Genomic DNA, 13,746 nt, shown 5'->3' with positions numbered 1-13,746 from the left:
AATTCAGATGATTATGGAAGTCTGCAGGAGTATTTAAAGGCGGATGAGGCTTTCAGAAAAAAAGTATTCAATAAACCTGAATATAAGAAAGTTCGAGAGGCTAAGTTTGCTGCTATGGAGCGAGAAATCGACTGGCATACTTATACTATTTATCCTAGACAGATTCTGGAGAAATATCATAAACAAATGGGGGTCATTAATAGAATGCGAGCATCGATAATTTATTATGAACTTACCTTTCACTATGATATGAGTGTTACTGAAAAAGATAACATATTGTATTTAGATCCAGCAGTACCTTGGTAAGATTTATTTAGCTAAGTTTTCCGATAAAATAATTTCATAGGGGTAAATACGTTTCGTTTTTGGCTTTTTTTCATTGCCTGCTAGTGCATGGAAGACAGTGACGGTTTATCCTCGTCAATTTATGTCACAAGTAAAACGTAGTAAAAAAGCCGATGGCACACCCATCTTACCCAGTAGTGTGGCTACTAAAAAAATAAGAATGGAAATTATCTTAGATGAAAACGGCAATGTGACCTTAAAAGATGAGTACGGTTATGTCAGAACCATGGATATGCTTTGAGGATAGATGAATGTCGCTATTCAATATATTAACCAGATGCGCTTGTATCTGGTTTTTTTTATATATTATATCCTTTAAGATTAACTAATATAAGCATAATAATCTAGTAGGTTGAGCCTAGACTTTTAGATCTTCATTTAGATATTTAGTATGGTTATAAAGATACTGATTGTTTGAAAATTTCATTAATGTATATTTTTCGATAACCGAAGATGCTGTCATTAAGCTTAATAATTCTAAAATAGCTACAAAGGACTAGGTGACTGTCATTAACCCTGTCGAAAAGCTTCGTTGTTAAATCCACTATAATTTTATGCTTTGGTTTCCTCTGGCTTTATATTAAGGTTGTTTTATGCAGTTTTGGCACTTTCTACAGCAAAATAATACACTGGCGCTGATGCTATTTGCTTTTATAGGGCTTATTGTAGGTAGCTTTTTGAATCTAGTCATCTATCGCACACCTTTAATCATAATGCAACAGTGGCGAATAGACTCGATACAATTTTTGCAGTCGCAACCTGATATCCCTGCTTCATTAACAACGCCTATTAACAATATAATTAGTAATAATGAAAGGTTATCTTTATTCAAGTCCTTATCGCATTGCGCAAAGTGTAGACATCAGATTAGCTGGTATGAAAATATACCTTTAATAAGTTGGATTGCCTTAAAAGGTAGATGCTCATATTGTCATCAAGATATTAGCCGAAGATATCCTTTGGTAGAGCTTGCCACTGCACTGCTATCAGCCATGGTGATATATCAGATGGGAGTTCAAGTATTAACGCTATTCACTTTGATATTCGTATGGTGCTTAATTGTTCTAGCAGGTATTGATTTTGAAACTCGATATCTTCCCGATAAACTAACTTACCCTTTAGCAGGAATAGGCTTAGCCATAAACTCACAAGGTTTATTAGTTTCCCCCGCACAATCTATTTTGGGACTAATAATAGGGTATTTAAGTTTGTGGATTGTGGCTCAACTGTTTTATCTGATTTTTAAAAAACAGGGTATGGCAGAGGGTGATTTTAAGCTATTAGCAGCACTAGGTGCTTGGCTAGGGGTACTGATGCTCCCTCTTATCATCCTGCTATCTTCGCTTCTTGGTTCTGTCATCGGTATCATGCTCCTGTTTAAAAATAAAGAAAGCCGATCTTTTGCTTTTGGCCCCTATCTTGCTATTGCTGGTATCTTAGTACTCTTGTATGGCTCAACTACTATGCAGTGGTACCTTAACCTTAGTCTATATTAGCCTATATTAAAAATCGTGAGGTCTATGGATAGTAGAATATAGTGTGGTCTTTAATAAAATCAAACCCTTTACTATTTTATTCTAGTCGTTAACATTTGTTAACACACTATCAACCAAAGAAAAGGTGAATACTATGTCGCAAGCACCATGGCTGTTCCATCATCAGAATAATGAGTTTGTCAATAGTTTTATGTATAGACAGAGCTATCCTAATTTATTAGATTATAAAGAGTACTTCTTTTTAAAGAAAAAAAATCATCTCAAACTATAACATCTGAAGAGCTTCAAAGGTTTGCATTACTTGATAGCATTGATGATGAAATATTAAGCAGTGCAAGAAATAAAGAACCTTTACCCATTGAAAACATGCCGCATACGGTTTATGCTCTGCCACCTATTGATGTACCAAAACCACAAGAAAAGATACTAACTAACGGTTCAATATTTTTGCATGAGTCTATCGCAACGGTATTGATGCAGTTTCAGCTAGGGCAAACAAAGCTTAGAAAAGTAGATATTATCAACATCTTAACTGATGAAAAAGTCACTGATGACGTATATTACTATGTAGATTTGGCAGAAAAAAGAGATTATTTTTTAGCTGAACAAAGTGAGCAAGTGAGTGGTAATAGTTACGATCCAAGCATCAAGTGTAAGTATATAAGACGCCCTCAAACAGGCGATATCGCCTTAAAAGCTGATGCAGCAGAGTGTGATGTGGACTTATGGCATGAGCCGATGTTGCGCGACTCATGGTTTATGTCGGATAGATTGGTACAGGCATTAATAAAAGCAGGACTCACTCCGCAACAGGATGTTGACTTGGTGCAATGTCGTTTGGTTTAACCTTATTTTTATAACCTATATATCATTTTATAGCTTTTATATTATATCAAAGGGAGTTAACTATGAGTCAGGAAACTAACAACAGTGCAGCAATACATACAAACACTAACACTAACACTAACACATCAAGACCAATCAATGCCCATCATATCTTTCCGAGAGAAATATTTGAGGATAAATATATTTTTAAGATAGCAAAGGAAGACTTACAAAGTCTTCCTTTGCTATCTTTTTATCACTTAATTATCTTACATACTTTTCAACTCAATAAGGAAACAAATAATGTCTAACTCAAATACTGCTTGGTTGTGTCAATATTCTGTCACTAGTCTATTTAATATTTATGGTCTTCAAGCCGATATTCCAGAATATGTCGATGCTGTTTCGTTTTATGAAAATAATCAGAAAATGACTCATCATCAATTGTCAGATATTGAAGAAAAAAGATTTAAAGAAGAGCTTAATCGAAATATATCATTTATAAACAAATGGTTTGCTTCGGAGTATATTGCAGATAAAAATATGCCTACAAGAGTATATCGAGAACCGAATGAAGTACTACCAAAACCCGATGAAGTTGCCTTTAAAATTATTAACGGTTATTTGGTCGTTAATCAGCAATGTTATGAGGTAATGAGTCAATTTAGGTTAGGTGATACGCATTTTAGTGAGATTGAAATTATTGATATGCAAACCAATAAGACGGCGACCAATACCCCTTATTATTTTATAAATATTGCCGAAACTAGAACGTTTTTAGATATCGAAAAGAGTGATGGTTTGGATGGCAACCCGTATGCACCTAATGATAAACGAAGATATATTGATGACCCTAAAGACAATGACATCAAACTAGAATGCACTGCCAAGGACTGCGATGTTGATATTTGGCATGACCCTATTTTAGTACGTTCCCTATTTTTATCTGATGCGTTAGTGCAAGCCTTGTTCGATGCGGGCATCACTAGCGAAGACTTAGCTTTGGTACGTTGTACAATCCAATCATAAAAATAATAATAAATTAAAAGGATAAATACTTATGTCAATTATCACACAATCGCATCATATTTTTACTAAAAAGTTTTATAAAGAGTTTGGTGTAAAATTATCTGAAATTTTTGATAATGAAAGCCTAATAGGTCAAGACGATTATAGTAACCGTATTCGTCTATTTGAAGATGCCAATATGGCAGACGCCATAAAAAATACCTTGGCAGCTAACCCAGATGCGTTAAATGGTACCAATATGGGCGCTACGAATCATTCAGGAGACCACCCAAATTATAGTGATGCAATATCAAATGCAGTTGTTGAAGTTATTCAAGATTATAATGACAAAGTAATTAATCAGCAACATGCTCAAAACCTTGTACTAGATATTCATCAAACTGCAAACCCCAACTTTCTTCTACGCACCTAGGAAAAAATAGAAACTATACTTGTCGTGACTGCTTATGTTTAGGAAGTTTGAGCCATTAAGGTGATAAATAGCCGGTTTTTCAGATAAGTTAAGTTGATATTTTGAACCCTTAGAAACTAAGAGAAATTACACCCAACAAATTTAAAAAATAGAACAGGTATGGCAAACCCTGACTTTTACCTAACTACAGAGCTATATCATACCAGGATTTAGGAATTATGAAGTCGTAAAACTAGAAATAATAAAATCCTTAAAGTGTATTCTTCTTAACAGACTAATACCATTAGTTTTACAAGTTTTTATACCTAAGATTTTATGAAAGCACGGTTTGCTCAACCCTTTAATCTACAATAATTTTTCAATAACATCCTCTTGACTCAGGTTGATTCGTTTGCAGTATAAGGCCTCTATTTCATTTAAAGCATCTCGTAGCTGGCGTTGTGACACCTGTATGTACTGTAAGGTCACATCATCGCTAGATTTTGCCTCACGATGGTTTAACAGCCTCTTTAGTACAGGGTAGTTAACATTTAAGCTATTAGCCACTGTGCCAAATGTGCGGCGTAAATCATGAGGTGTAATATACAAGCCAGCCTTTTCAGAGATAGCTTTGTAACTACCGCTTAAGTCTTTGACGTGATCACTACTTCTTTTTAAGTCACTTGGGAACACCCATTCTTCACCACTACTTAGTCTTTTACGCTCTTTTAAAATAGCTTGTAGGATTTTACCTGTAGGCATGTGATAGTCAGAGCCATTCTTTGTAGCCTTAAATACGATACGGCCTGCTTCAAGATCAACATCTTCCCACCTTAAAGTCTGTGCTTCGTTTAAACGTACACCAGTAAACATGAACAGTAATAGAATGTCACGAGCATTATTACTATAAGGTGCTTGTTTGAATGAGCCACCATCCCTATGTTCAATTAGAGTTTGAAAGTATGTACCAAGATATTCTTCCTCAACATGTCGAGTTCGAGGCTTGATTTTATTCCAGTCTTTTTTGGCATTTAAAATTCGGATAGGCTGATCTTTGATGATGTATTCTTCATTTTCATCTAAAAAACTATCCTGACAATAGTTCCAAACAGAGCGTAGAGCTCTCATAGTGGCATTAGCTTGTGCTTTACTACGTTTGCTAATTTCCTTATGTTTTTCACTAACCATGGTTTTAGTAATATCGTTTAACGACAAGTCCAGCCAATCACTAAGCCGACCAAGTATTTGCTGATCATATGTCTCGATAGTACGGCTGGCGAGGTTTGGTTTCATGGTTTTAAAGTATTCATATGCTTCTTTTAATGTTGGCACATCAGCGTTTGAAGCAGGCTGGTTAACTGGACCAGCTTGATAGCCATCATAGACATGCAGACCTTTTTTGATATTAACCATCATAGTACGGGCTTTTTCACGAGCTTCTGTCAAAGTGATTAAGTGTGTTTCTTCGACTTCATCACGATAAAGCTTACCGTTGATTCGTTTATGTAGGGTATATTTTTTTGATTGTTTACCGACTCTTAATGCGAAACCTGTCAGTATCTCATCCATATAAATATCGGTACCACTTGTTGCATACTCAACAGAGTCTACAAATCGCTTGGTGAGTTTAACTTTCATACTGGCCTCTTAATAGATGTTCTAATAGAACCATCATACGGTAATCAGCAGTGGAGTCAAAGTATCAAGATAGTATCAAAACCATTTTGATACAGGCTTTGATACTGTGTTAATTGCATAATTCATAGGCAATAAAAAACCCTTACAGACTATAATCTGTAAGGGTTTTTAATATTGGTACCGGTGGTCGGACTCGAACCGACACGCTTTTAAAGGCAACGGATTTTGAATCCGTCATGTCTACCAATTCCATCACACCGGCGTGTGTGGTTAGCCAGTAATACGTCAAGCTAGGTGACGTATTATAGCAACTTCTCAATCTGGGTCAAGAAGTTTTCTTACGAAAAGTTATGTTGATATAGGGGTGTAGTTATAATATCCGGCTTCTAGCCTACGAAGGCGCGCTCGACCACATAGTCAGCAGGCTCACCCATTCGAGGAGAAACGGTTAAGCCATAACCATCTAAAATCTCAGACACATCCGCATTAAAGGGCATACTACCACAGATCATGACTCGATCGTCTTCCTTATTAATTTGTGGCAAACCGATATCTTCAAATAGCTTGCCAGACTTCATCAAATCAGTGATACGGCCAGTATTGCGGAAGTCCTCGCGGGTGACGGTTGGGTAGTAGATGAATTTTTCACGATACCATTCGCCAAAGATCTCATCGTTAGGTAAGGTTTCTTCAAATAGTTCACGATAAGCGAGATCTTCGACTTTACGTACAGCATGGCATAGAATGATTTTATCAAATCGTTCGTACACTTCAGGGTCGCGTGCTAAGGATAAAAATGGCGCTAACCCAGTACCAGTGGCCAGCATATATAAGTTTTTACCAGGCAGTAAGTCATCTAATACGAGAGTTCCCGTCGGTTTTTTGCTAATCAGTAGCTCGTCACCCACCTTGATATGTTGAAGGCGTGAAGTAAGCGGACCGTCTTGTACTTTAATAGAGAAAAATTCTAAATGATCTTCATAGTTAGCGCTGGCAATGGAGTAAGCGCGGCAAAGTGGGCGACCATCTACCATAATACCAATCATCGCAAACTCACCATTACGGAAGCGTAGGCCAGCATGGCGAGTTGTTTTGATAGTGAATAAAGAATCATTCCAGTGATGAACGTAAGTGACGGTTTCAGTAAGAAACTTTGACATAAAGGCCTCAGTTAGTAATGAATAACAGTGGTTAAGTAAATAGGTTTTGCAGTCGTAAATTATTTTTTTAGGCGCTACATGATAACAAATTATTGTGTATCATAACGACTATCTGGTAAAAATTGGGCAAAAGCATCATTACAAAATGGAATAACCTATGGTATAGAAACCATAAGGGTACAGGGTTTGAACGATTTATTCTTGTTGGAGATGGTAGGTGTTGCCATCACCTCATATAAGCGCTGTATTAGATGACTCTACGAGCAGGTACGCCCCATTGGTTGATATTGGGTTTTGTATCCATGCAGGCAAAAATAAATAATATCAGACTACCAACGAAAGGTATAAAAGATATCAGATACCACCAGCCAGACTTGTTAATATCGTGTAAGCGTCGGACGCTTAGTGCTAAGCCAGGTAGAAAAAATATCAGGCCAACAAGACTAACTAATACCTCATCCATATCAAAGATATTATCAATTGCTGAGGCCACAATCGCAATTAATGAGACAGAGAGTACAAAGTACCAATATTCTTTTCGGCGGGAGCGACCACTAAAGTTGCTAAAATCTTTTAATGATTTTTTAAACCAATCTAATAGGGTGTAGTTTTCTTCTTCTGTCCATTTTGCAGCAGCAGCTTGATAATCATAATCTAGTGGCGGAGGCGTTTGGGGTGTATTATTCATCATATTTTGTCCATTATTTATCAGTGATTTATTTATCGAGCTGTTTAATATTTTATTAGATGTTTATTTATAGCTCTTATATAAGAATATATTGGGTCGTGGCAGATGGGATTCAATCATAGGGCTGGTGTTAAACCCTTATTTTAGGTTATTTTTATTTGAAGGTGTGTTAAATATGTTGTCTCAATCAGGTGCATTGCAATCAGAGGTATCAATTCCTATTATTGGCTACCACCATTCGCCATTAACCCAAAAATTTGGCTTACCTCGGCAGGCGAATATTGTGCCACTGGCGACCACTATTGAGTTTTTGCCACCTTACGGTACGCCAGATGCTTTTATGGGTCTGGCTGAGTTTAGTCATTTGTGGGTGACTTGGTTTATTCATAAAAATCCAACCACGCCAGAGACTTTTAAGCCTTTGGTGCGTCCACCAAGATTAGGTGGGAATAAAAAACGAGGATTGTTTGCGACACGTAGCCCATTTCGGCCGTCACAATTAGGCTTGTCTGTGGTGCAGTTGGTCAAGGTTGCAGTGGTCAATGATAACGGTCAAGATAGTGTGGTGTTGCATCTTTTAGGTGCAGATATGCTTGATGGTACGCCCATCATAGATATTAAGCCTTATATTGCTTATAGTGATGCCATTAGTGATGCAGCAAGTAGCTTTGCATCGAGTTCTCCTGAGTTTTTGCCTGTTGTGATAAGCAAGCAGGTGCAACAGCAGTTAGACAAGCTGCATGCGCAAGTAACAGAGGGGCTTGATGTATCAGATAGCCCAGATGTGCTAACGGGTACTGATGTTGAGTTGATATGCCAGTTAATTGGGTTAGATCCACGCCCTGCATACCGACATCAAGAAACAGATACAGTATGTGTGATGCGTTACAAAAATTTTGATATCAGTTTTGAGATGGATGCTCAGCAGACGATGCATATTGTGGCGATTGCCCATTTGTGCTAACTATTCGTTTGTATTAGCAAACATTTCAGGCGCTTGAATTTTTAAAAAATATGCTGATAATGAAGCGGTAACTTTAGCACAGCCCTAGAGCAACAAACTTTAAACCAAAAGAGAGATTGTCTTTAACTAAAAGAGAGATTATGTTTACCGATACCCATTGCCATTTAAACCGTTTAGATCTAAGTAAGTATGATGGAGACATCGCAGGAGCCATAGAGGCTATGAAGCAGGCTAAGGTAAGCCGAGCGATGGCGATTATGTGTGATTTTGCAGAGTATGATGAAATTTATGGCATTATTAGTAAATTTGGCGATAGCGAGCTAAATTTGGGTATGAGTGTCGGTATTCACCCTTGTGAAGATATTGCTGTTTTGCAGTCTGCTACGGTAGAGCGGATTGTGGAGATGGCTGATGCGGAGCATGTGTGGGCCATTGGTGAGACTGGTCTTGATTATTACTGGAGTGATGAGAATATCAGTGCGCAAAAAGACAGCTTAGCCAGACATATCTATGCCAGTCAACAGTTAAAAAAGCCACTGGTAGTACATACCAGAGAAGCAAAACAGGATACCATCGATGTTTTGAGGGCTGAAAAAGCGGAGCATGGTATTATCCACTGTTTTACCGAGGATTGGGAGACGGCCAAGAAGGCATTGGACCTAGGCTTTTATATTTCATTTTCAGGTATTGTCAGTTTTAAAAATGCACAAAGTCTGCGTGATGCAGCGTTAAAAGTACCAAGAGATAGGTTGTTAATTGAAACGGATAGCCCTTATTTGGCACCAGTGCCTAAACGAGGTAAGTCTAATGAGCCAGCTTATGTGCCTTATGTAGCACAATGTTTGGGCGACTTGTTTGGGATGAGTAGTGAGGAAGTTGGACGATTAACAACAAAAAATTTTGAGGATTTACTAGCACAAAGGTCATAAAATAGGTATCCTATGCTAGGTATGACCAAGCAGTCATAACTCGTTTGTGCTGTAGAGCCAAGGAATTTTCCTTATTTCTATGGTAGATATTTTGTTAAAGTAGATACAGGTTAGGAGTTTGCATGAGCAGGCAGCAGCAATTCAAGGACCGTGAAGAGAAGATTTTAGCCACAGCTGAGCAGCTCTTACTTGAAGCAGGAAGTGGTGACATCACTTTAGATAGTCTGGCCGATCAGCTGGACTTAGCAAAAGGGACTTTATATAAGCACTTCTCAAGTAAAGATGAGTTATATTTGCGTATTATTATTCGCTATGAAGAGCAGTTGTTTGCTATTAATAAGATAGATGATAGTGCTGGTTCTGGCGTGTCGCGTATGATATTACAACAGTTGATGAATCCACAAAAAGCCTTGCTGTTTAACCAAATTGAAGAGCGTTTAGCGGCATCAGCGCAAGGGTTAAACCGAATGTTTGGTGAGCTGTATCAAATCCGCCGTGCTCGTATGAAACGGTTGTTGGATATCACCAGTCAGTATTTACAAAGTCAAAATAGTGGGTTAAGCACTCGTGATTACTTGTCTACCATTTGGGCAATTGGTCAGGGTGGTGCAAGTTTATTAAACTCAAGCTTCTATCAGCGTTATTTAGGTCGCCGTGATACATTGCGTTTGGCGTTAATCCAGCAGATGTTAGATTTACCAAAGCAGTATCCAAGCGAGGAAAAAGGAGATGAGGATATGGTAGATTTGGTCAATCAAATAGATTCTGAAAGCGAAGCGCATCATCAAGCACAAGGTTAACTAGGGCGTGTTTTCACTTTGAAAATGGTGATAAAAATAAGATAAATTGCTGTCAGGCTAAGAAAATAACGTAGATAATATGATGTTATTAACCAATTATTTGACGCCTGTATGACAAGATTTAGCTATTTTTTTTAGCCTATTTAAATATCATTGCACGAATTGAAGATACGCCTTAGATAACAGTAACACAAAAAAATCTGTCATTTAAATTGGTTTAAATGACAGATTTTTGTTTTTAGCTTATCTAACCGTTTTAGCTTATCTAACCGTTTTAGCTTGTCAGAAATGCTTTAAGCATCAGCGTACAAGAAAGGTTTTAATCATCTGGTAAAAGGGTTGCTTCATTTGAACGCCAGTTTTCAGCACCATAAAATAGCATTTGTGCTTGGCGGGTGCACTGTCTAAGCATCTGCTCTTTTTTGGCAGTGACATTATCAATATCACTGTCTTCATCATACGCCTGTGAGTAGGTGAGATCTAGCCAATCAATAATCCAAGCCAAAAATAAATTAAGACCAGCTTCCGCTAACAAGCGTCTGTCCTCGGCATTGATATGTTGAAATGCTGGCTGAATGCCTAAGTCTTCCCCCATAATTTGGGCAAATAGCTTAATCTGAGAGGCAATAGCATTGCGCACTGACTCTGAGCCACCAAAGCGCTCACTTACCATAAACTGCCAGTAGCGTGGGTGCTCATCAATTGAGGCAAAAAACAGCTGAATACTTTTGGCAATTTGGCGATCATGGCTACGGGTACGTCCCATTTGTAAGCCACTACGCAAGGTAGATAGCGCTTCACCAAGCTCTTCTTCTACCAAGCTACGCCCTAAGCCTTCCATGTCATCGAAGTGACGATAAAAGGCTGTGGGGACAACACCAACTTCACGGGTAACTTGACGCAAGCTGATAGAGGCAAAAGATTGTCCCATCATGCACAGGTCTAAGACGGCATTAAAAAAAGCTTGGCGTGTTTGACGCTTTTTTTGTTTGCGACTATTTAAGGCAGTGCTGGGTATATTGGTTGTGTTGGATGGGGCTGTGCTCGGGTGAGAAGTATTGCTCATGATAGGTTGTCTCTGGCGGAATCTGGCGTAGTAAAGTCAAAGTCTATGGTTAATAGACTCTAAGATAATATACTAAAACCACCTCATATATCAAAGTTTACGCCAGATAAGCGTGCTCTACCATATCTTATCGCCACCTATGCCGTTTAAATCCTGTGCCAAGCGATACGCCTCATGGTCATTCATACCAGTAATATAGTCCAAAATATTCAGCGCATTTGCATAGACATCGGTGCCAAGCTGACGATGAAGTGTATGTAAATGTTGATTTAATAACTGCAGCAAATGCTTTTGTTCAAAGTGTAGTGGCTGTTGCTCAATCGGTAGCAGTGCCAGTGGCATAAAAGCGTCTAATAAGGTATGTAAACAGCGATTAGCCATGAGCTCCATGCGTATCTTGCTAGGATGGGCAAAGATTTGGGTAGAGGCAAGTTGCTTAGCTTCAGCGATACCATCCTTCACACTGGGTTCACAATGTTCAAATAAACTGCCTTGCAGCTCCCCTGCTAGTAGCGTTTCAGAGTGAGTAACAAATGCTTGGGTAACTTTATCGACCAGCCGCATCATAGCTCGCCCTCGTAAGGCTGCTAGCTTTTGTACCACAGGTGCATTTTGAGTAACCTCTGGTGGTGTGCCACGAGAGCCTATCAGGCGTAGCATTAATGGCTCTACTTCCTGATATTCGATCATATTCAGATGGATACCATCTTCAAGGTCAATTAAGGCATAACAGATGTCGTCAGCCGCTTCTAGCAAATAGGCCAAAGGGTGACGTGCATAGCCATCATGGTTGGGTGCATAGGGTAGGCGTAGCTGTCCAGCCAGCTTATCTAATAGGGTAGCATCACTAAAAAAACAGCCATATTTTTTGATGTCAAGTGCACTAACAGTAGGAGTGGCTTGTTGTTGTGTGGCGGTTGTATTTAGGGTTGGTTCTAGATGGCTAGGATAAGTAGAAGTGGCATTACTATGCTTGGCCAGCCAAGGATACTTCATAAATGCCCCTAATGTGGCACAGGTTAAGCGCATCCCACCGCGATCTGGATGATGCTCATTGCGAGTTAATAGGCGAAAACCTTGAGCATTACCTTCATAACCTTGTAAGTCTAGGCGTTGTGCTGGGGCTAAATAACTTAAAAACGCGTGCTGTGAGGTATGATTAAACCAATCTCGAATGGCATACTCACCAGCATGACCGAACGGTGGATTGCCAATATCATGTGCCAGACAGGCGGCCTGGACTATCACGCCGACATCACCAACACTAATACCACGTGGCAGCCCATCGGGTAAGAGGTCGTGTAGTCTTTCAGCAGCCATCATGCCCAGCGAGCGCCCAATACAAGACACTTCTAACGAGTGGGTAAGGCGAGTGTGAATGCCAAGCTGATTGGTCAGAGGGTGTACTTGTGTCTTTTGGTTTAATTGACGAAAAGACTGAGAGAAAATCAAGCGATCATAGTCTTTATGAAACGGTGTGCGTGATTTTTCGGAGGTGTTTTGCTGTTTGCGGCTGCCCAAGCGCCGTTCGCTAAATAGATAAGACCAGCGCTGGCTGGCGTTTAAGCGATTTAGCTTGTGTTCGTTAAGATGGCTGTTCAGATTAAGGCTAGGCTGAGTCATAAGGCATCCATATACATACATTGAGTGGTAATAACTGTTCATAACTATGATGACGTCATGCATCATAGCATAGCAGAAAAGTATGTCGGAAAAATGATTCAGCCTTGGGCTTGCCTAATATAAGCCGATAGCAGCCTTTAAGATCATGGTTTATAGCACTTTAACTTAAGCTGGTTAAGGGTTAAATTACTCGGCTTCTGCTTGCTGACAACCAAACAGCTTCTCATTTTTTTGTAAGTCGCTAACTGAGGCTAGCGCACCTGCTTTTGCCATATCGGTAGGAACAGCGTATAGATCACCTTGCTGTTGTTGTACATACCAGACTAGGCCTTTACCATCTTCTAAGCCCAGATTACTGATGTAGGCATCTTCTGACAAATTGCTGTCTTGTACGAAGTCATATTCGATACCGTCAATCAAGATATGTGCTGTCTTTGGGGTGGTGTCTGTGTGGTAAAACACACCCAGCTTAGCGGTAGGCTCACAGTTAAAGATGATACGTCCATGATCATGGTCATGATCGTGGTGGTGATGGTCATGTGCATGTTCATCATGTGCGTGTTCATCATGTGCGTGTTCATCATGTGCGTGTTCGTCATGTGTATGTTCATCATGTGCGTGTTCGTCATGTGTATGTTCATCATGAGCGTGTTCGTGTTCAGCCTGTTCTGTGTCATGTTGCGCTTCTTCTTGTGCTGGCTGGCAGCCTATCAATAATAGGCCAGTACTGAATAGGGTGGTGGTTGCTAGTTTTGCTAGTTGTTTATGTGACATGGTACGCCTCAAAGATAA

At 39.2% G+C, this 13,746-nt stretch carries 16 protein-coding genes, 1 tRNA gene and 1 pseudogene; 11 read left to right on the top strand and 7 right to left on the bottom strand.

Features of this window, described 5'->3' with window-relative positions:
• From H140_RS16030 to H140_RS0103880, 8 genes and pseudogenes are all read left to right on the top strand, one after another.
• Window positions 1-306, top strand: a 306-nt coding sequence (locus H140_RS16030) for a hypothetical protein (protein WP_026348814.1), incomplete at its 5' end; no start/stop codon positions are given.
• A 97-nt stretch (window positions 307-403) separates the two neighbouring features.
• Window positions 404-586: a hypothetical protein gene (locus H140_RS0103910; RefSeq protein ID WP_019672351.1), complete on the top strand. Its 183-nt coding sequence runs from the start codon at window positions 404-406 to the stop codon at window positions 584-586.
• 352 nt (window positions 587-938) lie between these two features.
• Window positions 939-1,340 (top strand): annotated as a pseudogene (locus tag H140_RS16420) (prepilin peptidase); the annotation flags it as partial.
• A 12-nt stretch (window positions 1,341-1,352) separates the two neighbouring features.
• A complete protein-coding gene (locus H140_RS16415) occupies window positions 1,353-1,841 on the top strand; it encodes a prepilin peptidase (RefSeq protein WP_322782938.1) in 489 nt (162 codons plus the stop codon).
• Between the two features lie 366 nt (window positions 1,842-2,207).
• A complete protein-coding gene (locus tag H140_RS0103895; RefSeq protein WP_019672348.1) occupies window positions 2,208-2,687 on the top strand; it encodes a hypothetical protein in 480 nt (159 codons plus the stop codon).
• A 62-nt stretch (window positions 2,688-2,749) separates the two neighbouring features.
• Window positions 2,750-2,977 carry a hypothetical protein gene (locus H140_RS0103890; protein ID WP_019672347.1) on the top strand — a complete coding sequence of 76 codons (228 nt, stop codon included), beginning with the start codon at window positions 2,750-2,752 and terminating at the stop codon, window positions 2,975-2,977.
• The gene (locus tag H140_RS0103885; RefSeq protein WP_019672346.1) at window positions 2,970-3,695 is read left to right on the top strand and encodes a hypothetical protein; all 726 of its coding nucleotides are present in this window, start codon (window positions 2,970-2,972) and stop codon (window positions 3,693-3,695) included. The genes H140_RS0103890 and H140_RS0103885 overlap by 8 nt, the downstream gene beginning before the upstream one ends.
• Before the next feature lie 31 nt (window positions 3,696-3,726).
• Entirely contained in the window at window positions 3,727-4,107 is a 381-nt protein-coding gene (locus H140_RS0103880) for an AHH domain-containing protein (protein WP_019672345.1), read from the top strand.
• 345 nt (window positions 4,108-4,452) lie between these two features.
• Here the strand turns inward: H140_RS0103880 and H140_RS0103875 are convergent, their stop codons facing one another.
• The 4 genes from H140_RS0103875 to H140_RS13875 all read right to left on the bottom strand — a co-directional run bounded on the left by H140_RS0103875 (window position 4,453) and on the right by H140_RS13875 (window position 7,575).
• The gene (locus tag H140_RS0103875) at window positions 4,453-5,724 is read right to left on the bottom strand and encodes a tyrosine-type recombinase/integrase (protein WP_019672344.1); all 1,272 of its coding nucleotides are present in this window, start codon (window positions 5,722-5,724) and stop codon (window positions 4,453-4,455) included.
• A 175-nt stretch (window positions 5,725-5,899) separates the two neighbouring features.
• A tRNA-Leu gene (locus H140_RS0103870) sits at window positions 5,900-5,986 on the bottom strand.
• 124 nt (window positions 5,987-6,110) lie between these two features.
• Entirely contained in the window at window positions 6,111-6,884 is a 774-nt protein-coding gene (locus H140_RS0103865; protein WP_019672343.1) for a ferredoxin--NADP reductase, read from the bottom strand.
• A 247-nt stretch (window positions 6,885-7,131) separates the two neighbouring features.
• The gene (locus H140_RS13875; RefSeq protein ID WP_019672342.1) at window positions 7,132-7,575 is read right to left on the bottom strand and encodes a DUF805 domain-containing protein; all 444 of its coding nucleotides are present in this window, start codon (window positions 7,573-7,575) and stop codon (window positions 7,132-7,134) included.
• Window positions 7,576-7,747: 172 nt separating this feature from the next.
• Here H140_RS13875 and tsaA point away from each other — a divergent pair, with 172 nt between their 5' ends.
• From tsaA to H140_RS0103845, 3 genes are all read left to right on the top strand, one after another.
• Complete coding sequence (gene tsaA, locus H140_RS0103855; RefSeq protein ID WP_019672341.1) at window positions 7,748-8,536, top strand: tRNA (N6-threonylcarbamoyladenosine(37)-N6)-methyltransferase TrmO; 789 nt, start codon at window positions 7,748-7,750, stop codon at window positions 8,534-8,536.
• Window positions 8,537-8,676: 140 nt separating this feature from the next.
• Window positions 8,677-9,465 (top strand): TatD family hydrolase, encoded by a 789-nt coding sequence (locus H140_RS0103850; RefSeq protein WP_019672340.1) that lies wholly within the window; start codon window positions 8,677-8,679, stop codon window positions 9,463-9,465.
• 122 nt (window positions 9,466-9,587) lie between these two features.
• Entirely contained in the window at window positions 9,588-10,265 is a 678-nt protein-coding gene (locus H140_RS0103845) for a TetR/AcrR family transcriptional regulator (RefSeq protein WP_019672339.1), read from the top strand.
• 319 nt (window positions 10,266-10,584) lie between these two features.
• Here the strand turns inward: H140_RS0103845 and H140_RS0103840 are convergent, their stop codons facing one another.
• From H140_RS0103840 to H140_RS16025, 3 genes are all read right to left on the bottom strand, one after another.
• Window positions 10,585-11,331, bottom strand: a complete 747-nt coding sequence (locus H140_RS0103840) for a TetR family transcriptional regulator (protein WP_019672338.1) — start codon at window positions 11,329-11,331, stop codon at window positions 10,585-10,587.
• A gap of 117 nt (window positions 11,332-11,448) precedes the next feature.
• Entirely contained in the window at window positions 11,449-12,954 is a 1,506-nt protein-coding gene (locus H140_RS0103835; RefSeq protein ID WP_019672337.1) for a deoxyguanosinetriphosphate triphosphohydrolase, read from the bottom strand.
• A 186-nt stretch (window positions 12,955-13,140) separates the two neighbouring features.
• A complete protein-coding gene (locus H140_RS16025) occupies window positions 13,141-13,728 on the bottom strand; it encodes a hypothetical protein (RefSeq protein ID WP_019672336.1) in 588 nt (195 codons plus the stop codon).
• Between the last annotated feature and the right edge of the window lie 18 nt (window positions 13,729-13,746).

Source organism: Psychrobacter lutiphocae DSM 21542 (assembly GCF_000382145.1).
Lineage (GTDB): Bacteria > Pseudomonadota > Gammaproteobacteria > Pseudomonadales > Moraxellaceae > Psychrobacter > Psychrobacter lutiphocae.
Note: the sequence above shows the minus strand (reverse complement) of the source record. Positions and strands in the feature narration are given on the sequence as shown.

Bases quoted from the DNA above. Each gene is read 5' to 3' on its own strand.
- H140_RS0103835 (WP_019672337.1), bottom strand. From the start codon at position 12,954: ATGACTCAGCCTAGCCTTAATCTGAACAGCCATCTTAACGAACACAAG.
- H140_RS0103850 (WP_019672340.1), top strand. From the start codon at position 8,677: ATGTTTACCGATACCCATTGCCATTTAAACCGTTTAGATCTAAGTAAG.
- H140_RS0103875 (WP_019672344.1), bottom strand. From the start codon at position 5,724: ATGAAAGTTAAACTCACCAAGCGATTTGTAGACTCTGTTGAGTATGCA.
- H140_RS0103865 (WP_019672343.1), bottom strand. From the start codon at position 6,884: ATGTCAAAGTTTCTTACTGAAACCGTCACTTACGTTCATCACTGGAAT.
- H140_RS0103895 (WP_019672348.1), top strand. From the start codon at position 2,208: ATGCCGCATACGGTTTATGCTCTGCCACCTATTGATGTACCAAAACCA.
- H140_RS0103880 (WP_019672345.1), top strand. From the start codon at position 3,727: ATGTCAATTATCACACAATCGCATCATATTTTTACTAAAAAGTTTTAT.
- tsaA (WP_019672341.1), top strand. From the start codon at position 7,748: ATGTTGTCTCAATCAGGTGCATTGCAATCAGAGGTATCAATTCCTATT.
- H140_RS0103845 (WP_019672339.1), top strand. From the start codon at position 9,588: ATGAGCAGGCAGCAGCAATTCAAGGACCGTGAAGAGAAGATTTTAGCC.
- H140_RS0103890 (WP_019672347.1), top strand. From the start codon at position 2,750: ATGAGTCAGGAAACTAACAACAGTGCAGCAATACATACAAACACTAAC.
- H140_RS0103885 (WP_019672346.1), top strand. From the start codon at position 2,970: ATGTCTAACTCAAATACTGCTTGGTTGTGTCAATATTCTGTCACTAGT.
- H140_RS16025 (WP_019672336.1), bottom strand. From the start codon at position 13,728: ATGTCACATAAACAACTAGCAAAACTAGCAACCACCACCCTATTCAGT.
- H140_RS0103840 (WP_019672338.1), bottom strand. From the start codon at position 11,331: ATGAGCAATACTTCTCACCCGAGCACAGCCCCATCCAACACAACCAAT.
- H140_RS16415 (WP_322782938.1), top strand. From the start codon at position 1,353: ATGGGAGTTCAAGTATTAACGCTATTCACTTTGATATTCGTATGGTGC.
- H140_RS13875 (WP_019672342.1), bottom strand. From the start codon at position 7,575: ATGATGAATAATACACCCCAAACGCCTCCGCCACTAGATTATGATTAT.